Consider the following 20,578-nt stretch of genomic DNA (forward strand, 5'->3'; position numbering starts at 1 on the left):
CTCAGCCCTGGCCGGGCTGGCGACGAGCCCCCATCCCGGGGCCCGGGCGAATCCACTGCCGGAGGGTGTCCAGCAGACGCGCTGGATGGATCGGCTTGGTCACGTGGTCGTTCATGCCGGCCTGCAAGCAGGCGTCGCGGTCGGCGTCCGAGGCATTGGCCGTCATCGCAATGATCGGCAGATCAGCCCGCTGGCCACTCGCGCGGATGCGGCGCGTCGCCTCCAGCCCGTCCATGCCGGGCATCTGCATGTCCATCAGAACCAGGTCGTAGTGGTGGGCCAGCACCTTCTCCACGGCCTGCTGCCCGTCGCTGGCCAGGTCGACCGTCAGGCCCGCACCCTCCAGCAGGGCCCTGGCGACCTCCTGGTTGAGTTCGTTGTCCTCCACCAGCAAGACCGACGCGCCGACCAGGGAAGGTGGCGCCGCCTCGGCCTCATTGCCGGCCTCATTGACGGCCTCCGGCGCCTGCGGCATCGGGCTCGCCTGCTCGCCCTTGCCAAGCCGGACGGTGAACCAGAACGTGCTGCCCACACCCGGCGTGCTCTCGACGCCCACCTCGCCGCCCATGCGGCTGGCCAGTTGCCGGGTGATGGCCAGGCCCAGGCCGGTGCCTCCGTACTGGCGCGTGGTGGAACTGTCGGCCTGCTGAAAACGCTCGAACAGCCCGGCCGATTGCGCCGGCGTCAGCCCGATGCCCGTGTCCCGGACGGAGAAGTGCAACACCACCTTGCGGTCGCTCTCCTCCTGCATCCGCGCCCGGATCTCGACCTCGCCGCTGACGGTGAACTTCACCGCGTTGTTCGCGTAGTTCACCAGCATCTGACCGAGCCGCAAGGGGTCGCCCACCAGCCGTTCGGGAATGCGGGGGTCGACGTGCAGGATGAGCTCCAGCCCCTTGTCGGACGCCTTGTCGGCGATCAGCGCGGTCACATCGTCCAGCACCTGCTGAAAGCCGAACTCGATGTGCTCGACACTCAGCTTGCCGGCCTCGATCTTCGAATAGTCGAGGATGTCGTTGAGCAGCCCCAGCAGATGCTCGCTCGCCGTCTGGATCTTCTGCACGTACGCGCGCTGATGCGCCCCGATGTCTGTCCTGAGCAGCAGGTGGGACATGCCCATGATGGCGTTCATGGGCGTGCGGATCTCGTGGCTCATGTTGGCCAGAAAGGTGCTCTTCGCCTGGCTCGCGTTTTCGGCGGTGCGCGTGGCCTGGGCCAGTTCGGCAGTGCGCTGCTCGACCAGGGTTTCCAGCTGCTGCTGGTGTCGCCGCAGCGCGTGCTCGGCCCGCTTGCGGCGCTGGTTCTGGTAGACCAGCGCGAGCAGCAGCGTGGTCAGCAGCACGATGGTCGCTATGGAGGCAATGACGAAAGGTCGGTATTCACTCCACAGCGTGTGCGGGCGATTCAGGAACACCGTGTCCGGCGGCAGGCGGGCGGGATCGCCTCGCCAGCGCTGCACCTGGGCCCAGTCGAACACCGGCTGGGGCGGCACGGACAGCACCGGCGCGCCGGGCTCAGGCAGCGGTGCACCACGCAGCAGGTCGGCCCCGATTTCGCCCACCCGCCGCCCCACGGCCTCCGTGACCCGCACCGAGCCGCCGACCAGGCCGGTCGCGATGTGGGCGTCGTACAGCGCGAGTACCGGCGCGTTGCTCCGCTTGGCCACCTCTGCGGCCACCGCCACCGGCACGAAGGAACGTCCGGTCCGATCCTGAAAGTAGGCTGCCAGCACGACCAGGGTGTCCGGCGGCAGCGTGGCCACCCGCTCCAGCATGGCCTCGTGGGTGAGTGACGCGGTGTCCTCGACCTCGGCGCGATGGCCCTGTGCCGCCACCGCCTGCGCCACCTCGGTGGGCAGGGCGGCCTGAGGGCGCCCCACGCCCGCCACCACGACCACCCGGCGTGTGCGCGGGAACAGCGTGAGGCCCAGGCGCACCGTGCCGGCCACGTCATACTGGTCGCTCACCTGCACGATCCGATGCGGCGCCCCACGCCACCGCGCGGGCGGCGCCCCCACAAACGTGACCAGCACAGGCAAGCCGGGGGGCAGCAACCCGTAACCGGCGTCAGCCAGAAAGTCCAGTGCGGCCTGGTTCTGCGCAACGATCAGCCCGATGTGCTTGCCCGCGTACTTCTGCTGCAGCAGCGCGGCCACCGCCGGCGACGGATCCGGGGTGCTGAAGCGACCCAGGTCGAGGTGCTCGATGTAGATGTCGGTCTGCCTGACACCCCGCTCTCGCAGCACCGCCACGGCGCCGCGAATCAGCGCCTCCGGAACCGGCAACCCATATTGCAGGCCAGAGAGGATGAGCACCGCGGGCGCGGGCGCGGGCTGCCCCCATGCAAATCCGCTGACCAGCCAGAGCAGGACGGCGCAGCGCCGAAGCCAGCAAGCGCCGAACGAGAAACCTGTGAGGAGGGGGAGAGCCGGCATCTGGAACCATGTCGATCGATGGAACCCCGCCGGGACGACTGGCGATCGTCAGGGTGGGTCGTGCGCTACATCCGCGTGCTCAACCATCCCGTTCTAACAGAAATCGGGGGACGGGCCGCTGCGGGTTTGCAGGGAAGCCCGCCGGGGCGTAAAGCCCACCGCCCTAGTGGCTAACCCTATTGAGGATTCCACTGGTATGTTTGCACGCCGCATTCTTGAACCATATCCAGATGCCGGTCCTGATCTCGCCCCCCGACCTGCCCAAGTGGGTGCCGGGCCGCATCCTGTCTGCGAGCGACGGACTGGGATGGAAGGACGTTTCGCATCGTTCCTACCGGTACACCGGTCTGGACGTGCCCATCCCTCCGATCGACCACGTCATGATCGTTCGCTACCGGTCGGGTCAGACGCCAATGGAGCGCTGCCTCGACGGCAAGTGGAGCAAGGCCGCCTGCGAACCCGGCGTCTTCTCATTGTTGACACACTGCGAGCCGTCACATTGGCATTGGACGCAATGCATCGACGTCTCTCACACCTATCTGTCAGAAGCGCTCATGTGCCGGGTGGCGTCAGACGTCATGGATCGGCCGGTCGCAGCGGTACGCCTCCGTGACCTGCTGAGCGCACAGGACCCGATCGTCACGAGCATCGCCGATGCGATCACGCTCGAGGCCCAACAGCAGGGGTTGGGTGGCGCGCTGTACGCAGAGGCATTGGCCATGCAGCTCACCGTGCACCTGCTGCGTTGCCATGCTGCCGTGACCTACAAGGACGGCCTTGTGTCGGGCGCGCTCTCGCCCGGCCGTTTGCGTCGGCTCGACGAGTACATCGAGGCGCACCTGCAGGAGAACATCACCATCGAGCAATTGGCCAAGGTGGCAGAGCTCGGTGTGTGGACCTTCACCAAACACTTCAAGTCGACCACCGGGCGCTCGGCCCATGCGTATGTGATGGACCGGCGCGTCGAACGCGCCCGCCGCCTTCTGTCACAAGGGCAGATGGCGATCAAGGAAATTGCGTTTGTTTGCGGCTTTGCGGATCAGGCGCACATGACGCGCGTCTTCCGTACCCGGCTGGGCGTCACCCCGGCACGACTGAAGAAGTGCGACTAGCCGGTTCACCGTCCGGTACAAGAAATCGCCTGAAATCGACAAGACCCGCACAGCGGGCGTCTCCAAGATTCGTTCACGGTAGCGCTCAACCTCTCCGGAGGCAGCGATACCGGATTCGCCGGCCAGCCAGGCCGGTCCACATGAACGTCAAAGGAGACAAGATGGGCACCCTCACTTCGGAAAAGGCCGGGCAAGGCCAATCGGAATCCGCCGTTGCAAGCTACGACGCGGTCGTCATCGGAGCCGGCGTGGCCGGCCTGTATCAACTGCACCGGCTTCGCGAAATGGGCCTGTCGGTGCGGGCGTATGACACCGCTTCCGGCGTGGGAGGCACCTGGTACTGGAACCGCTACCCCGGCGCGCGCTTCGACTCCCAGGCCGAGATCTACCAGTACTGGTTCTCGGAGGAGCTGTACAAGTCGTGGCAGCCGTCGGAGCGGTTTCCGGCACAACCGGAAACGGAGCGCTGGCTCAACCATGTCGCCGACAAGCTCGACTTGAAGAAGGACATCCAGTTCAACACCCGCATCGCTTCGGCCCACTACGATGAAGCAAGCCAACGCTGGCACATCACCACCGACCAGGGCGAGAAGGTCGATGCACAGTTCCTGATCGCCTGTTGCGGCATGTTGTCTGCGCCACTGACGAACCGTTTCCCTGGGCAGGCTGACTTCAAGGGCGAGATCTATCACACGGGCCTGTGGCCCAAGACGCCCGTCGACTTCAAGGGCAAGCGTGTGGCGGTGGTGGGCACGGGCGCGACGGGCATCCAGGTCATCCAGACCATCGCGCCCGAGGTGGGTTCGATGAAAGTTTTCGTGCGCACGCCGCAGTACGTGCTCCCGATGAAGAACCCCAAGTACAGCGCCGACGACTGGGCCAAGTGGGGCGCGCAGTTCCACCAGCTCAAGAGGCGGGTGCGCGAAACCTTTGCCGGTTTCGACTACGACTTCGAAGCCGGTCCGTGGGCCGACAAGACCCCTGAAGAGCGCACGGCCATTCTGGAGAAGTTCTGGAACGACGGCTCTCTGGCGCTGTGGCTGGCGTCCTTCTCCGAGATGTTCTTCGACGAACAGGTGAGCGAAGAAGTGTCGGAATTCGTTCGAGCCAAGCTGCGCGCACGCCTCCAGCACCGCCCGGATCTGTGCAAGCTGCTGATCCCGACCGACTACGGGTTCGGCACCCACCGCGTGCCGCTGGAAAACAAGTACCTGGAGGTGTACCTCCAGCCCAACGTCGAGGCGGTGGACTGCCGGGAGACCCCCATCGAACGCATCGTGCCCGAAGGCATCCAGACGGCCGACGGCAAGGTGCACGAGGTTGACATCATCGTGCTGGCCGTGGGCTTTGACGCGGGCTCCGGTGCGCTCAGCCGCATCGACATCCGTGGCCGCGGTGGCCGATCGCTGAAGGAGCAGTGGTCACAGGAAATCCGCACCGCCATGGGCCTTCAAGTGCATGGCTACCCCAACCTGTTCACCACGGGCGCGCCGCTCGCCCCCTCTGCCGCGCTGTGCAACATGCCCACCTGCCTGCAGCAGCAGGTGGACTGGATCAGCGACTTCATTGCCCACGTGCGCAGGCAAGGCAAGACCGTGGTCGAAGCGACCCAGGAATTCGAGGACGCCTGGGTGCAGCACCACGATGAGACCGCAGCCAAGACGCTCGTGGTCAAGACCGACTCCTGGTACATGGGCTCGAACGTCGAGGGCAAGCCACGTCGCCTGGTGTCGTACATCGGTGGGGCAGGCACCTACCACGCGAAGTGCGATGAACTGGCACGCACAGGCTATCCCGGCTTCGACATTCGCTGAAGCGCCCCCGCACACGGAGACAAACATGAACACCTACTACACACAAGAAAACCACGGCCCCTTTCAGCTGATCGACATCGGGCGACTGGAACTCGAAGAGGGCGGCGTGCTGCCGCACTGCGAGCTGGCCGTGGCCACCCATGGCCAGCTCAACGCGGCCAAGGACAACGCCATCCTGGTCCCCACGTGGTACTCGGGCACCAGCAAGATCATGGAGCAGGTCTACATCGGGCCCGGGCGCGCCCTGGACCCAAGCCGGTACTTCATCGTCGTGGTCAACCAGATTGGCAACGGCTTGTCTGTCTCACCGCACAACACCACCGGTGACCAGGGCGGGCCGAACTTTCCGAAGGTGCGCATCGGCGACGATGTGCGTGCCCAGCACCGACTGTTGACGGAGCACTTCGGCATACGACGCCTGGCGCTGGTTGTCGGCGGCTCCATGGGCGCCCAGCAGACCTACGAGTGGGCCGTGCGCTACCCCGACATGGTGGAACGCGCCGCCCCCATCGCCGGCACGGCCTGCAACACCGAGCACGACTTTCTCTTCGCGGAAACACTGGTCGAGGCCATCACCACCGACCCGGGCTTCCAGGAAGGCCGCTATCGGTCGCCGGCCGATGTCGCAGCCGGTCTCAAGCGCCACGCCAAGCTCTGGACCGTGATGGGGTGGAGCACCGAGTTCTTTCGGTGTGGACGCCATCGGGTGCTGGGCTTCGAGTCCGTGCAGGGCTTCGTGGACGGCTTCATGACCGGCTACTTCGGCCCCATGGACCCGAACAACCTGCTGTGCATGGCGTGGAAGTGGCAGCGCGGCGACATCAGCCGGCACACCCACGGGGACAAGGCTGCGGCGCTGGGACGCATCCGCGCAAGAACCTATGTCATGCCCATCGCGACCGACATGTTCTTCCCTCCGACTGACTGCCAGGCCGAGCAGCAGTTGATCCCCAACAGCGAGTTCAGGCCGATCGACAGCCTGGATGGGCACCTCGCGCTGTTCGGCACAGATGCTGATGCGATCGGCCAGATCGATCTTCATCTGAAGGCGTTGTTGGCAGAGCCGGCTCCTGAGCTGGGGTGACGCATTTGCCGCACACCGCGCGGCTCCTGAGCGGCGCGGAGTTGGGCCCGCTCTGCTGTTGACGTAGGGTCAGCAACAGCGGAGTTGGTCATTGAAGTGCTGATGCTCGATTGCGGTAGTGATCATTGAGTTGGCAGCGCTCGGTGAGTGACCGTACTGCAGCGGGTGCGGCTGGTCGCCGCCAGCCCTCGAACTCACGGACTCGGCTAACTTGCAGTCGTTCGGGTTCGCACCGGATGGCGCCTCATCCGGCCGCTTTCAAGCGGTACTGCTGACGTTACCGGCGACGCAGTGGCGGCCAGCGGCGCAGACCCTTCAACTCCTTTCAAACTGCGTGGCACCCTGGTCGAACGACTGCACATTCTCTGTTTGACGGGTCACACTCGATCCAACTGCGACATTCATGATGTTGGATTGGATGCGCAAGAACGGTCGCCCATCCATTTGGCCTCGGGCGGCCGCGGTCTTTTGAGACCTTCAGGTCTGGACGCCGCCAGGCGCCTCCTTAGAAGATACATCTCGACGATTGATACCCGAACGTAGCCTAGCGACGAGAGGTAAGTAACGGCGGATGTCTTCGAGGTACTTGAAATAGTAGTAGTCATCGGCGCTTCCAGCCTTCTCCGCCTTCGATAAGAGAAGTTCAGCTTCCTTCAACAGGCCGATGGCATCACGCGCGTATGGAGCCTTCTTAGCTTGATAGAACCGAGCGATACCCATGCGAAGATTGCAAAGCATTTGGGGCTTGCCGTTCTTCATGGCCTCATTCATTGCGGAATCGCCGGCAGGTATGTTTCCAAGCCGATACTGAATGAGGCCAAGCGTGATTTGCGCATCCCCGCTCTTCGGGTCGAGCTTTACTGCTTCCTCTGCGAATGGAAGTGCCTCGGGAAGCTTTTGGAGGATATGCGACAGGAACCATGCATACCTGTCCTTCAACGCCGCATTCATCGGCTCTTCAAGCAATGCAAGCTTAAAGCTCTCGTCAGCGCCGTCGAAATCTCGACGGTCGACAGCAATCTTTGCTGCCTTGGCATACTGGCTTCGAAACGCATCTGCTACGCGGTCCCGAACATATGCCTTCTCAAGCTGCTCCCGACGCAATGCCTGCTTGTCGACCTTCTCTGCGACCCGCTTGATTTCGTCTCGGCCAGCCGAATCAACCCTCTGGAGCTGCTTCAGGAAAAATTGCTTGGCCAACTCTACGATTTCCACATCGTATGTTGCGCCACGGTCTGTCGTGGTAACGAAGTACGTTTCATCCAGCCCGGACTGAAAATCGACATGCTGCAATCCAACCTCCTGGCATGCATCACCTACGCATCGGCCATCGATTGGGCACGCCAACGAGACGAGGATGAGGAAAACCTTTCTCCGAAGGTCATCAATGCGCATCCACGCGTCTTGATATAGAAACTCCAGCAACTCGTCGTTCGTCTTTTTCAGGATTTGCTCAAGTGCCCCGTCAATACCGCTTCCAGAACGTGCGATGTACTTAACCAAGGTGTCAATCAACAACGGCTTGTTGGTTAGTTGACTACAAACCTGACGTAGCCGCGGGTCGCCAGCTTGATTGATTGCGACAGCGGCGTACTCTTTTCCAAGGCGCCGCATCAATCGAAGAGCCTCAGCGTCAGAGAGTCCTGCCACTTGAATTCCCGTAGCAGGGAGAAACTCGCGCCGCCTGGACGTTATCAAGATTCGCCCCACCTTCTTCCCCGCCTTCTTGAAGAAGGCAGAGAGCTCTTCGACCTTTTCCGGCGAAGTGGCAAGAGTCTCAGTGTTGTCCAACACTAAGAGCACGTCATCGCGCTTGAATTTTTGTTCGGCGAGTTCACCCGCGACTTTATCGATGAGTGCTGCACCCGATACCTGATACCACTTCTTTTCGATTACGGGATAAAGACACAGGAGAAGTTCTCGAATGCTGTCTTCCATCGCATCGGAGACACCCTTGAAGTGCACCAAGCCGTCGGATGTCCAGCGCGTCATCTTCGAGCTGTAGTAGCTAATAACGCTCGGGAGCTTTCCATCTATTTCGACTTCTCCTTCGAGCAGGCGGTTTAGGAATTCGAGGGCAAGCGTTGTCTTACCAAACCCCCCATCGCCATAAATCAGACAAAACCGCGTGTCCTCGTCTTCCATCCACTCCTTGAGGGTGTCGAGCTCTTTAGTTCGCCCTTCAAACGTATCAGTCTGGCGGACAGGAACGTTGTAGTAGACGGATTGGACGCGGTCGCCAACTTCAACGTCTTTCAAGTCGAAGCGCAATGAACCGACTTCCACCCCGACATCGAAGACCGTATCCGGCGGCAAATCAAGCGTAACCTCATCGGAAACGTCCACGTTTAGAAATTGACCATTGAGCTTCCAGATCCCTTTCCGAGGCGTAATTCCGCCAACCACAATGACTCTGCCGTCGCAAATGAGTGGTGTTGCGAGATTAAATTCGGAATCGCCGAGCGAAATTCGGAGTTTGGCTCCATCAATAACGGGCAGGGCGTTGGAGAACAATCGTAGCGCGCGTTCGGCAAGGTCAATGAGCTTGGGTGTCCAGAGCTGCGCATCTGCGCGTGATAGCACGCCGTGTGCTGGCTTTTTATTACGAAATTGAACCCAACCGTTTAGATCTTTTGAAAAGCACTGGTGCGCGCCTTCTGTGACCTCAAACCAGCCAACCATGAAATTCTTCGTGGCGTGACTGCGGATCGAGGGAATGGCGACTTCGAGAATTTCGCCATAAAGACCTTCAGACGGCTGCGCAAAACGAGGAACCAACTGCGTCAAGTTTGCTTCAGCCGGCGAGAAAGGCGTGAGCTCTCGAATCGCCTCAATCGAAACGATCGAGAGCGTCTGCATGAGGGAGCGAAACACGGCACTCAGGTAGGTCAGACGCTCAACGTCTGTCGCGAGCGCCTTTGCAACGGCAACCTCTCTCTCGTAGATGTGCTTCATGCTGTGTGGATGTTGGATGTTCCTGCCTATTAGAACGGATTCTCCCCCCTTACGCGAAAGTTGAAAGGTGCGGTCTCAAATCTGAAGTGCAACGCCTGCCCGCATCAATGAGCAGTTGAGACACTACGCTGAGGGTCGGCAGCTAGTATCGCGGCAATGACGTACAGTGGCCGGGAGCGTCAGTCTGGACCCGAGCCCGACAGCAGCCGTTCGGCGTGGTGGGTCACTACACCAGCGTCTTGACTCAGAGCGAGCGCCCTTGTCGCTTGAAGGCGCATCTTGGTTGGCCTTCAACTCGATGGGAGACCATCATGGGATCAGCTACTAATACGGCTCAGCGCGAGCCATGGAACAAGGGCAAGATCGTCGGGCAGAAGGCCCCTTTCAAGCTGGAAGACATTTGGGCGCTCCGGGTGTGTCTACAGATGGAGCACCGAGTGCGCGAACTTTTCCTTTTCAAGCTAGGCATCGACAGCAAGCTTCGGGGCTGCGATCTGGTCGCCCTGAAGGTCCGGGATATGTGTCACGGTGATCAGATCGCAACGCTGCCATCGTCATGCAACACAAGACCCAGCGCCCGGTGCAGTTCGAATTCTCGCAGGCAACTCGGGAGGCGCTTCAGGCTTGGATCAAGCAGGCTGAGCTGAGGCCCGAGGACTTCCTGTTTCCCAGCCGCCTTCGCGCCTCCCCACATTTGGGCACCCGGCAGTACGCCCGCGTCCTTGGGCACTGGGTCGATGAGCTTGGACTGGACCGCGCCGATTACGGTACGCACTCGATGCGCAGGACGAAGGCGACGCTCATCTACCGTCGAACCGAGAACCTGCGTGCTGTTCAGCCGCTCCTCGGGCACTCCAAGCTGGAGTCGACGGTGAGGTACCTTGGCATCGAGGTCGACGATGCCCTGGAGATCTCTGAGCAGACCGAGATCTGATCGCGTGGAAGGAGGGGCCGCCTCGGGAGACGACTGGGACGGCATTACGCGAACGACCGCTGTTAAGTGCAGGGCCAGACTGACGCTCCCGACCAGGAGCCGTCAATCAGATGGGGCCACGCAAAGTCCGCTGCCGTGGTCGCTGCGGTAGCATGAGCGATTAGGCGTCCATAACTGAAGGCGCCATAGGAGAGGGACATGGAATTGGCTGACATTTCTGGCACGACCGAGATCAGTGGCGAGGGGATAAAAAAACACTTCAAGAGCATCGATCCCTGGCAGCCAATCTTTGAGCTTGTCTGGAACGGCCTAGATGCGAAGTCAAATAGTGTCCGCGTTGCAATCGAAAAGAACACGCTTGGCACGATCTCGCTCGTTTCCATCCTTGACGATGGCGAAGGCATCGAGCCCGGCGGCCTGAAGAACACGTTCGGCAGATTCAACGACTCGAACAAGAAAGAAGATGCCTCTTTGCACGGCGCACATGGCCGTGGGCGGTTGGCATTCCATCGGATTTGCAACCGCGCAACGTGGTTCACCAATAGTCTTAGCGGGCAAGCCAAGATTCAGGTTTTAGCTGGAGATATCAAGCGCTTTGCTGCCACACGCCTCCGCCCTGAGGAGCAACATCAAGGCCTAGCTGAGCTACAGACTGGAACTCTGGTAGAGCTCGATCAATTCACAGCCCCCATTCCTGATGCCAACGATCTACGGAAGAAGTTCTCCGTGGAGTTCGGGTGGTACTTAGCGCTCCACCCTAGCAAGAAGATCTCCATCGACGGTGTCGACATCACAGTTCCGGCGCATGAACTGCATGAGGAGGAGATATCCATCCCCCCTCACGCATTTAAAGCACAGATCATTCGCTGGGAGGACAAGCCAAGCTCTGAGAAGTCGTACACCTATCTTCTTGGAAGTGCCGGCAAGACCGTCTACAAGCAACTCAGCACGTTCAATAACAAAGTTGCCTTCTTCACAAGCATTTATGTCACATCTGCTTGGGCAGACAACTTCGATCTGACACAAGACTTGGCGACCCCCAACGTGAATACACCAACCTCTCCAGAGTGGAAAAGGGTTGTCAAAGCACTTAATACGGCTACTGACCGCATCTACGATGAGTTCCTCAGGAGACAAGCCGACGCCGAAGTCAACAGGTACGAAGAGGATGGACTGTTCCCGACATACCGTGGGCTTGATCCGGAGTATAAGGTGTGGCGGCTGCGGAATGCCAAGGAACTTATAAAGACAATCTATGTCGCGGACCCGACCATTTTCAATTCGTCAGGGAAGAAGCAGAAGAAGGTGATTATTCGGCTGCTTGACAAGCTGTCCGTCTCGAACGAAAACGATTCCATTTTCGAAGTCTTGAACGGCGTCCTGGATATGGATGAAGCCTCTATTGAGCTTCTGGCAAATCAGCTGAAACGGACTACGCTTGAGAACATTGTCTCAACAATCGAGACGCTTCAGCGGCGCCAGGATGCTGTTCAGAAGTTGCGCGAACTGATGAACGTTCACTACATGTCAGTACGCGAGACGCCTGACCTGCAAAAAATCATCGAGGCAAACACTTGGCTCTTCGGCCACCGATACGAAACAATTGGAGCGGAGGAGGATACCTTCACAAAGATTGCCAAGCAGCTTCGAGAGCGCGTTGCAAGTCCGCTTGATGTCTCAGATTTTGAGATCGAGGACGTTGGACAGATAGAAGGCGCCGCGCGCCAAACGGATCTTTTTCTGGCACGAAAAACACCCTCCCTGGATTCGGAAGGGCGGCAATGTTTTAGGTGTTTGATCATTGAGATCAAGAGGCCGAGCATCGCGCTGAATGTGAAGCACCTGCGTCAACTAGATGACTACGCAGCGATTCTCATGCGGCACCCCGAGTTCAGCAGCGAGCGCATGCACTTCGAACTAGTATTGGTCGGCCGAAAGATTTCTTCCGCAGACGTGGAAATTGGAAGCAGGTTGAGGAACCAGCTTGGGCGCGGGGAGCTTGGCCTTGTCAGTGACGATCCTCGGATGAAGCGCTATGTACTTAACTGGTATACATTATTCGACAGCTTCGAACTGTCGAACACGTTCATGCTGGACAAGCTGAAGCTTCAGCGACTGGCGCTTGAGGGAACGTCCAAAGATGAGCTAGTGTCCGAACTGCAGGAGACAGTTGCAGTCTGATTTCATCTGGACCGTTTCTCTCGATAAAGCCGCAATCGCAAGTTTGTGAAAGTTGCCCGACATCACATGTCGCACACTGGGCTTCGTAGGCACTTGCGAACGGAAACCACTGAGAGCAATCGGACAGTTGACGGGCTAAAAAGCATGACCCGCACCGCCCACGATCCACTGCAGTTATCTGGATCGGTGATGTGAGGGGCTGCAATGGGTCGGAAGCTGCCGGACGCGATGCCAACCGTGAACGACAGCAACCAGCCTTTCGCATTCATGGCGTCGACCTGCCAAGCGGCTGCGGATGAGTACAGCCCGCGCAAAACAGTCATCCGCGGGCGCCACGCATACGCCTTCACAATCGGCATTGAACGAGCTCGATAATTGCCAGCACGCTGCACTTGGCCGTCGCGACGAAGTTCCACACTTTGTTATCAGCCCCCTCCCCTCACCCCATGCTCCACCGCCTCACCCTCCCCGTCACCGCCTTCCAGCAGAACTGCTCGCTGATCTGGTGCAGCGACACAAACGAAGCCGCCCTCATCGACCCGGGTGGCGACATTCCGGTGCTGATGCAGGCCGTTGAATCGCGTGGGCTCAAGCTGGTGGCGCTGTGGCTCACGCACGCCCACATCGACCATGCCGGGGCCACGGGCACGCTGGCGCGCGAACACGATCTCCCGATCGTCGGCCCGCATCCGGGCGACCAGTTCTGGATCGACGGGCTGCCGCAGCAGAGCAGCATGTTCGGCTTTCCGAAGGCCGAGCCCTTTGCGCCCACGCGCTGGCTGCACGAGGGCGACACGGTGCAGCTGGGCCGGCATACGCTGCAGGTGCTGCATTGCCCCGGCCACACGCCGGGCCACGTGGTGTTCTACTCGCCGGAATTGAAGCACGCCTTCGTGGGCGACGTGCTGTTTGCCGGCAGCATCGGCCGCACCGACTTTCCGGGCGGCAACCATGCCGAGTTGATCGCGGCCATCAAGGGCAAGCTGCTGCCGCTGGGCGACGACGTGACCTTCACGCCGGGCCATGGCCCCGAAAGCACCCTCGGCGAAGAGCGGCGCCACAACCCCTATCTGTGAGCCGTGGCGCCCGCCTGATCACTTCGTGACGGCCAGCTGGCTTTCCATCACGCCGGCCTGCCCTTGCGCATCGCTCACCTGCTGCAGCTTGTTGCGGGCGTACATGACGCCCATCTTCACTTCCTGCCAGATGTAGTACAGCATGCCGGGCTTGGTCTCAAGCTCGAGCACCGAGGTGTTCTCGGCCTCTGACACGATGGTGTGCTTGCCCGGCTCGACCTGCTTGAACAGGTAGGTCTTGGCCTTGGTGGCGCCCACAGGCTGGCCGTCGATGGACACGTCCATCTTCACGGCGCCGCCCAGCAGTTCATTGCGGTAGATGTAGATGCCGGACTTGGCCGCGTCGGCCTTGAACGTCTTGGCGGCCTGGTCCTGGGGCGCGTCGGCCATCGGCACCGACGAGCAACCCGCCAGGGCAGACACCACGGCGAGCGACAGGAACAACTTCTTCAACATGGGAGACCCTTCCGATGGAGGTGAAGCGGCCGAAGGCGGCCCCTGCCTCCTGTCGGTTCCGTTTCTTTTTGTGAGGATTCCCAGCGTATCGACACACTTCCACCTCGGCAAGCGGGCCGGCCACCCTCGGGGGAGACACCCGGACACCGCGTCGCGCCGCGCCGACAGGAAGGCGGCACCCCACCCTTTCAGCCGATGTGACGGGCCGATGTCACCACAGTGAAATCTGGCAAGCGCAGCGTGCGCCAGCGCACAGATTCGCCCGAACAATTTCCGCGCGGAGGCCATTCAGCGTCGGGGGTAAACGCCGATATCCCCCCGGAGGGCGCCCCCCCCAAGTTGTACCCCGGCGCCCTGCTACGGAAGCCCCTCATGCTGAACGCCCTCTCCATTCGCGCCCGTTTGATCGCCCTCGGCCTGCTGGCAGTGGGTGCCCTGATCCTGGTCGGCACCCTCGGCGCCCTTTCGGTCTCGCACCTGCGCAACCAGTTCGGCGCCTTTGCCGAGCACGAATTCATCACCCAAGGCAGGCTCACCACCTTGCGCATGGCGATGGGCGACATCCGCCGCTATGAAAAGGACGTGCTGCTCAGCATCGACGAGGTGGACAAGGCCCAGCAGTACCAGGCCAAGTGGACGAAGGCCGTCCAGGCCACCCAGGCCGTGTTGCAGCAGTTGCAGACCGGTGGCCACTGCGCCGACTGCCCGAAGATCGCCGGCCACCTGAAGGACTACGAGACCGCCGCGGCCGAAGTGATCCAGCGCACCATCAACGGCCAGATCGTGACCGCCCCCGACGCCAACCAGCAGATGGGGCCGGCCAAGAAGGCGATGTACGACGCCGATCCGCTGCTGGACGACCTCGCCAGCCGGGTGCAGAAGGCCGCCGAAGACCGCACCGCCGACGTCCGCCAGATCGCGACCACGCAACTCACTCTGACGGTCGGCCTGGCCCTGCTGGTGTTGGGCGTGCTGGTGCCTGCCCTGTGGATGACGGTGCGCTCCATCCTGCAGCCGCTGGAGCAGGCCATCGACATTGCGCACCGCGTGGCGGATGGCGACCTGTCGCAACGCATCGCCGTACAGGGCAGCCGCGAGGTGGCCGCCCTGCTGCGCGCGCTGTCCAGCATGCAGGCCAGCCTGCGGGCCCTGGTGGCCGACGTGCAGCAGGCCGCCGACGCCATCGACACCGCCAGCGCCGAGGTGGCGCAGGGCAGCCTTGACCTTTCACAGCGATCCGAGCAGGCCGCCGCCGACCTGCAGGAAACCGCCTCGGCCGTGGCGCAACTCACCGAAGCGGTGGGCGATTCGGAACGCACCGCCAGCGAGGTGGCCGGCCTGGCCCAGCAGTCTGCCCAGGCCGCACACAAGGGCGGCGAGATCGTGTTCAGCGTGGTCGACAGCATGTCGCACATCGCCAAGGGCTCCACCCAGATCGCGCAGATCACCGGCGTGATTGATGCCATCGCCTTTCAGACGAACCTGCTGGCCCTCAACGCGGCCGTGGAAGCCGCCCGCGCGGGCGAACAGGGCCGCGGCTTTGCCGTGGTGGCGGCGGAAGTGCGCCAGCTGGCCCAGCGCTCGGCCGAGGCCGCCCGTGAGATCAACCAGCTGGTGCGCAGCGCCACCGAACAGGTGGACAGCGGCGGACGACTGGCCCGTGATGCCGGCGCCGAGATGAAGTCCATCATCGACACGATCGACCGCGTGTCGAACATGATGAGCGCCATGAACCAGCGCCTGACCGAACAGGCTCACGGACTGAGCCAGCTCAACCGGGCGGTGGGTGACCTCGATTCGCTCACGCAGCAGAACGCCGCACTGGTGGAGGAGTCGGCGGCCTCGGCGGCCTCGCTGCGCGAACAGGCGACCGGCCTGCTGCGCACCACCGGGCACTTCCGGGTGCAGGCGGCCTGACGCGGTGGCCGGCCCGGGATCGGCCGGCCTCTCTGCTTTTACCGAGCGGCGCCGACGCTGAAACGCGCCACCTCGTCGCCACAGCCTTCCAGCACGCACACCGTGCGGGCCGTGACGGCGAAGTGCTGGCCTGCCTCGATGAAGTGGTCGTCTGCCACCCCGGGTGAGGTCAGCCACACACGGCCCTGATGGACCTGCAGCGCCTGCCCCCGGCGCAGGACGACCGTGCACGCCAGGCCGTCTGGCAGGCTCCACACGGGCGCCGCGGCGCGGGCGGGCTTCTGCGTGCGGACGGCAGCGTGGTCAGCGCGCCGGGACAGCGCAGCCAGCAGGCGGGGCAGGACAGGGTGCAGCAGCGAGGTCATGTCGGGCTCCACAGCGTGATGTTGGTGTGATGCCATCGTGCGACGCGGCTGCGCATTCGTGCAGGTGCAGGAACCGACGGGCCGGAGCCATACAGGCATCCAGCGCCCTGCACTGTGATGGTCGGCCTGAACGTCATCTGTACTGCTCTGGCGGGCCAAGCGCCCGTCTGTGATGGTTGGCCTTGCCGCCATCTGTACTGGTCAACTCACCCCGATTCCGTACAGAATGGTTCCATCATGGAGCCGCAAACCGACACCCTGTACCTCAAGATCGCCGACGCGATGGCGCGGCAGATCCGGACCGGCACGCTGCCTCGCGGCGAGCGCATTCCGTCCGTGCGCCTGCTGGCCAGCCAGCATGGCGTCTCGCAGTCGACGGTCGTGCAGGCCTACCGCACGCTGGAAGACGCCCGGCTGATCGAGGCCCGTCCGCGTTCGGGCTACTTTGTGGCGGCGCGCCCACCCGAGCTGCCCGAGCCCGACACCTCGCGCCCGCCTCGGCGTTCGGTGCCGGTCGGCATCACGGCGCTGTCGGCCAAGATCATGAGCCTGGCCCATGACCCGGACTTCGTCTCCTTCGGCGCCGCGTGCCCCGACGCCTCGCTGTTCGCACAGGAACGCGTGCGCCGCGCCTTGAGCCGCGCCACGCAACGCCACCGCAGCACGCTGTGCCAGTACCCGATCGGCCCGGGGGACGAATCGCTGCGTCGCGCCATTGCGCGGCACGCGCTGCGCATGGGTTGCCACATCGATGCCGATGACATCATCGTGACGGGCAGCTGCCTGGAGGCCATCAGCCTGTGCCTGCGCACGGTCACCAAGCCGGGCGATGTGGTGGCGCTCGAATCCCCCACGTATTACGGCTTCCTCGAAATCCTGGAACACCTGGGTCTGCGCGCGCTCGAGATCCCGACGCACCCGCGCACCGGCCTGTCGCTCGACGCGCTGCAGCTCGCGCTCGACACCCAGCCCGTGAAGGCGCTGCTGGCCGTGCCGACGCTGTCCAACCCCATCGGCGCCAGCATGCCGACGCCCGAGCGCAAGCGGCTGGCCCAGATGCTGGCCCGGCACAAGGTGCCGCTGATCGAAGACGTGCTCTACAACGACCTGTGCGAAGACGACGAACGCCGCCGCGCGGTGCAGTCGTTCGACACGGCGGGGCAGGTAATGCTGTGCGGCTCGTTCAGCAAGACAGTGGCACCGGGACTGCGCCTGGGCTGGATTGCCGCGCCCGCCTGGACGGAAAAACTGCAGCGCCTGAAGGCCGCCACCAGCGGCAGTGAGACCGTGGTGCTGCAGCGCGCGCTGGCCGACCTGCTGACCCAACCCGGCATCGAGGCCAGCTACCGGCAACTGCGGGGTGTGGTGGCTTCGCGCATGGACGAGGCGCGCAGCCTCATCTCAAAGCACTTCCCCAAGGGCACGCGCATGACGGCACCCGCGGGCGGCTTCATTCTGTGGCTGGCTCTGCCGGACGAGGTCGACACCATCGCGCTGTTCGAGGCTTGCCTGGACGAGCGCATCTGCATTGCACCGGGCAGCCTGTTCTCGGCCACGGGGCGCTTCCAGCACTGCATGCGGCTGGGGCTGGGCGGGCACTGGGGCGAGCCCGAGCGCCGCGCGCTGGCCCGCGTGGGGCAACTGGCCCAGCAGCTGGCTGCAGGGCACTGAAGCAGCGAGCCGGCCCGGTCAGTCGTGCGTGTGCGGCTGGCCGAGGGCGGCCACCGAGCCCAGGCGCACCTCGCCACGGCCCCAATAGCCCAGTTGCAGCGCTTCCATCGGGTCGAGCGCGCCCGTGCGCAGCGGCGCGTCAAAGCGGCGCGGCGGCTTGGCGGCCCGTTCGAACAGCGGCATCACGCGCGGCAGGCTGGCCTGAATCTCCTGGATGCGCGACGTGCCCGACGGGTGGGTGGACAGCCACTGCGGCGGCGCGCCCTTGGCAGCCGCGCCCATCTTCTGCCACAGGCTCACGCCAGCGCGGGGGTCGTAGCCGGCTCGCGCGGCCAGTTCCATGCCGACCAGGTCGGCCTCGGACTCGTCTTCGCGGCTGAAGCGCAACGTCAGCAGCTGGCCGCCCATGTTCAGCAGCGCGTCGCCCGTGCCCCCCAGGCCCAGCAGGCTGGACAGCAGGTTGGCACCGACCTTCGTGGCCGCCGTCTTGCCCATGCGCTCACGAGCGTGCTCGCGCAGCGCATGCGCGACCTCGTGGCCCATGATCATGGCCACCTCGTCGTCGGTCAGCTTGAGCTGCTCGATGATGCCGGTGTAGAAAGCGATCTTGCCGCCCGGCATGCAGAAGGCGTTGAGCTCCTTCGACTGCAGGGCGATGACCTGCCACTTCCAGTCGCGCGCGCGGCTGTTCCACTCCAGGCTGTACGGGATGATGCGCTGGGCGATGGCCCGCAGGCGCACCACGTGCGGGTGGTTGTCGGGCAGCAGCGCGTTCTGCTGGCGCGCCTGGGACGCCATCTGCGCGTACTGCTGGGACGCGGCGGCCTCGATGTCTTCGGCTGGCACGAATCGGGCAAAGGCCGACTGCTTGCCCACGGCGCTGCGCACCCCCTCCTCCTGAGCCTGGGCCCCGGCCGGTGCACTGAAACCGAGTGCCGCCGCCAGGCCAAGCGCGGCCAGCGCAGCGGGGCGGACACGGAGGAAAGCAGAGAGGTTCATGGCGGCAGGCATCGTGAAGAGGGTGGATGGCAGATGAGGGCGCGGGGCACATTCTCAAGGCAGTGCGCCCCGGCCTGATGGTCTTAACGCGCGTCGGCCCGATCCAGCATACGCCGCACGGCGGGCAGCAGGCCATAGGCCGGGAAGGACAGCCAGAAGGTCAGGAAGAAGAAGGCGGCGTAGCCCATCTGCTCGACGCCCAGCCCGCCGGCCCAGCCCGCCACCGCGCGCGAGAACGCGAAGATCGACGAGAGGATGGCGTACTCGGTCGTGGCGCGGGCCTTGCTGGTGATGCCCATCAGAAACGCCATGAAGGCGCCGGTGCCCAGGCCGCCGGTGAAGCTCTCCAGCGCGCTGGCGCCGTACACCGCGGCCTGGTGGGCCAGCGGGATGGCCTGCCCCGCTTCGGTGTGCGGCACATACCAGGCGGCCACCGCATACCCCAGGTTGGACAGCGCCTGCGCCAGCCCCAGCACCCAAAGGCCTTTGAAAATGCCGGCGCGGTCGACGTACCAGCCCCCGGCCAACCCGCCGGCGATTGACAGCCCCAGGCCCACGTTCACGCTCACCAGGCCGATCTGCGCGGGCGTGAACCCCGCGTCCACCCAGAAGGGCTTGACCATGAAGCCCATGGCCGCATCGCCCAGTTTGAACAGCAGGATGAACAGCAGCACGGCCAGCATGCCGGGCCGCGCCAGCAACTCCACCCAGGCGCCGAACACCGGGCCGTCGGCCAGGGCGTGGGCGTTGCGGCCGCGGGCGGCGGTCACCATCAGGCCGGCGCCCGCGAACATCAGCCCGACCGGCACGGCGCCCTTGAACCACCACGTGCTGCTGACGGCCTGCACGGCCGACCAGCCCAGCGCCTTGGCGACCGGGCCCAGCACCGGCCAGAGCAGGCCCGAGAGCACCAGCGCCAGCGCCACCAGCCACAGCGGTTGCTCGCGCAGCGTGGCCCATTCGCGGCGCGACGCCCCGGCATCACGCGGGGGGCGCGGCGGCTGGGCCGGCGCCATCAGCAGCAGCACGGCATTGCCCACCATCAGCGCGGCCCCCAGCAGGTAGGCGGCCGACCAGTTGGGCTGCCCGGTCGTGCCGGCCCAGCCGGCCACCACGAGCAGCCCGCCGGCCGCCAGCATGCCCACGCGGTAGAAACCGATGCGCAGGCCGTTGGCCACCCCGAACTGGTCCTTGCGCAGCAACTCGATCGTGTAGCCGTCGGTGGCGATGTCGTTGGTGGCCGACAGGAAGGTGAAGGCCGCCAGCAGCACCCACGGCCACGTCGCGCCCTGCCCCAGCGCGTCGGGCTGAGCGGCCAGCGCGGCCAGCACCGCGGCCATGCCCGCATTCGCACCGGCGATCCAGATGCGGTGCCCTCGCCAGGCGTCGACCAGCGGGGCCCACAGGAATTTGACCGTCCACGCCAGGCCCAGCAGGCTCAGCAACCCGATCTCGGCCGGGCCCACACCGGCCTGGCGCAGGTTGACGGGAAACAGGTCGTAGAACACCCCCAGCGGCAGGCCTTCCGAGAAGTACAGCAGCGCCACCCAGAACATCAGGCGGCGGTGGGCGGGGGCGGG

Annotated in this window: 13 protein-coding genes and 1 pseudogene; 8 read left to right on the forward strand and 6 right to left on the reverse strand. The window is 63.7% G+C overall.

What is annotated here, in order from left to right:
* Window position 1: 1 nt before the first annotated feature.
* Window positions 2–2,314 carry a response regulator gene (locus Q0Z44_RS11305; RefSeq protein WP_298012744.1) on the reverse strand — a complete coding sequence of 771 codons (2,313 nt, stop codon included), beginning with the start codon at window positions 2,312–2,314 and terminating at the stop codon, window positions 2–4.
* Window positions 2,315–2,664: 350 nt separating this feature from the next.
* Here Q0Z44_RS11305 and Q0Z44_RS11310 point away from each other — a divergent pair, with 350 nt between their 5' ends.
* From Q0Z44_RS11310 to Q0Z44_RS11320, 3 genes are all read left to right on the forward strand, one after another.
* Window positions 2,665–3,546, forward strand: a complete 882-nt coding sequence (locus Q0Z44_RS11310) for an AraC family transcriptional regulator (RefSeq protein WP_298012746.1) — start codon at window positions 2,665–2,667, stop codon at window positions 3,544–3,546.
* A 161-nt stretch (window positions 3,547–3,707) separates the two neighbouring features.
* Window positions 3,708–5,360: an NAD(P)/FAD-dependent oxidoreductase gene (locus Q0Z44_RS11315; RefSeq protein WP_298012748.1), complete on the forward strand. Its 1,653-nt coding sequence runs from the start codon at window positions 3,708–3,710 to the stop codon at window positions 5,358–5,360.
* 25 nt (window positions 5,361–5,385) lie between these two features.
* Complete coding sequence (locus Q0Z44_RS11320; RefSeq protein WP_298012750.1) at window positions 5,386–6,444, forward strand: alpha/beta fold hydrolase; 1,059 nt, start codon at window positions 5,386–5,388, stop codon at window positions 6,442–6,444.
* Between the two features lie 477 nt (window positions 6,445–6,921).
* Here Q0Z44_RS11320 and Q0Z44_RS11325 read toward each other — a convergent pair whose 3' ends face one another.
* Window positions 6,922–9,399, reverse strand: a complete 2,478-nt coding sequence (locus tag Q0Z44_RS11325; protein WP_298012752.1) for a hypothetical protein — start codon at window positions 9,397–9,399, stop codon at window positions 6,922–6,924.
* Between the two features lie 311 nt (window positions 9,400–9,710).
* On the opposite strand from Q0Z44_RS11325, the pseudogene Q0Z44_RS11330 reads away from it, so the two are divergent.
* The 3 genes and pseudogenes from Q0Z44_RS11330 to Q0Z44_RS11340 all read left to right on the forward strand — a co-directional run bounded on the left by Q0Z44_RS11330 (window position 9,711) and on the right by Q0Z44_RS11340 (window position 13,590).
* Window positions 9,711–10,333: pseudogene (locus Q0Z44_RS11330) on the forward strand (tyrosine-type recombinase/integrase).
* 198 nt (window positions 10,334–10,531) lie between these two features.
* Entirely contained in the window at window positions 10,532–12,514 is a 1,983-nt protein-coding gene (locus Q0Z44_RS11335; protein ID WP_298012753.1) for an ATP-binding protein, read from the forward strand.
* Window positions 12,515–12,960: 446 nt separating this feature from the next.
* Window positions 12,961–13,590 carry an MBL fold metallo-hydrolase gene (locus tag Q0Z44_RS11340; RefSeq protein ID WP_298012756.1) on the forward strand — a complete coding sequence of 210 codons (630 nt, stop codon included), beginning with the start codon at window positions 12,961–12,963 and terminating at the stop codon, window positions 13,588–13,590.
* Window positions 13,591–13,608: 18 nt separating this feature from the next.
* Here the strand turns inward: Q0Z44_RS11340 and Q0Z44_RS11345 are convergent, their stop codons facing one another.
* Window positions 13,609–14,046: a DUF2846 domain-containing protein gene (locus tag Q0Z44_RS11345; RefSeq protein WP_109037870.1), complete on the reverse strand. Its 438-nt coding sequence runs from the start codon at window positions 14,044–14,046 to the stop codon at window positions 13,609–13,611.
* A gap of 372 nt (window positions 14,047–14,418) precedes the next feature.
* On the opposite strand from Q0Z44_RS11345, the gene Q0Z44_RS11350 reads away from it, so the two are divergent.
* Window positions 14,419–15,963: a methyl-accepting chemotaxis protein gene (locus Q0Z44_RS11350; protein ID WP_298012758.1), complete on the forward strand. Its 1,545-nt coding sequence runs from the start codon at window positions 14,419–14,421 to the stop codon at window positions 15,961–15,963.
* Window positions 15,964–16,001: 38 nt separating this feature from the next.
* Here Q0Z44_RS11350 and Q0Z44_RS11355 read toward each other — a convergent pair whose 3' ends face one another.
* Window positions 16,002–16,328 carry a DUF2917 domain-containing protein gene (locus Q0Z44_RS11355; protein WP_298012760.1) on the reverse strand — a complete coding sequence of 109 codons (327 nt, stop codon included), beginning with the start codon at window positions 16,326–16,328 and terminating at the stop codon, window positions 16,002–16,004.
* Between the two features lie 237 nt (window positions 16,329–16,565).
* Between Q0Z44_RS11355 and Q0Z44_RS11360 the strand changes: the two genes are divergently transcribed.
* Window positions 16,566–17,999 carry a PLP-dependent aminotransferase family protein gene (locus Q0Z44_RS11360; RefSeq protein ID WP_298012762.1) on the forward strand — a complete coding sequence of 478 codons (1,434 nt, stop codon included), beginning with the start codon at window positions 16,566–16,568 and terminating at the stop codon, window positions 17,997–17,999.
* Between the two features lie 18 nt (window positions 18,000–18,017).
* On the opposite strand, the gene Q0Z44_RS11365 is transcribed toward Q0Z44_RS11360, so the two are convergent.
* Window positions 18,018–18,998, reverse strand: a complete 981-nt coding sequence (locus Q0Z44_RS11365; RefSeq protein WP_298012764.1) for a M48 family metallopeptidase — start codon at window positions 18,996–18,998, stop codon at window positions 18,018–18,020.
* Window positions 18,999–19,081: 83 nt separating this feature from the next.
* On the reverse strand, window positions 19,082–20,578 hold a 1,497-nt coding region (locus Q0Z44_RS11370; RefSeq protein ID WP_298012765.1), incomplete at its 5' end, for an MFS transporter.

It is taken from the genome of uncultured Aquabacterium sp. (genome assembly GCF_947366995.1).
Taxonomy (GTDB): Bacteria; Pseudomonadota; Gammaproteobacteria; order Burkholderiales; family Burkholderiaceae_C; genus Aquabacterium.

Coding starts and splice junctions, on each gene's coding strand:
- Q0Z44_RS11310 (WP_298012746.1), top strand. CDS start 2,665: ATGCCGGTCCTGATCTCGCCCCCCGACCTGCCCAAGTGGGTGCCGGGC.
- Q0Z44_RS11315 (WP_298012748.1), top strand. CDS start 3,708: ATGGGCACCCTCACTTCGGAAAAGGCCGGGCAAGGCCAATCGGAATCC.
- Q0Z44_RS11320 (WP_298012750.1), top strand. CDS start 5,386: ATGAACACCTACTACACACAAGAAAACCACGGCCCCTTTCAGCTGATC.
- Q0Z44_RS11325 (WP_298012752.1), bottom strand. CDS start 9,399: ATGAAGCACATCTACGAGAGAGAGGTTGCCGTTGCAAAGGCGCTCGCG.
- Q0Z44_RS11335 (WP_298012753.1), top strand. CDS start 10,532: ATGGAATTGGCTGACATTTCTGGCACGACCGAGATCAGTGGCGAGGGG.
- Q0Z44_RS11340 (WP_298012756.1), top strand. CDS start 12,961: ATGCTCCACCGCCTCACCCTCCCCGTCACCGCCTTCCAGCAGAACTGC.
- Q0Z44_RS11345 (WP_109037870.1), bottom strand. CDS start 14,046: ATGTTGAAGAAGTTGTTCCTGTCGCTCGCCGTGGTGTCTGCCCTGGCG.
- Q0Z44_RS11350 (WP_298012758.1), top strand. CDS start 14,419: ATGCTGAACGCCCTCTCCATTCGCGCCCGTTTGATCGCCCTCGGCCTG.
- Q0Z44_RS11355 (WP_298012760.1), bottom strand. CDS start 16,328: ATGACCTCGCTGCTGCACCCTGTCCTGCCCCGCCTGCTGGCTGCGCTG.
- Q0Z44_RS11360 (WP_298012762.1), top strand. CDS start 16,566: ATGGAGCCGCAAACCGACACCCTGTACCTCAAGATCGCCGACGCGATG.
- Q0Z44_RS11365 (WP_298012764.1), bottom strand. CDS start 18,998: ATGAACCTCTCTGCTTTCCTCCGTGTCCGCCCCGCTGCGCTGGCCGCG.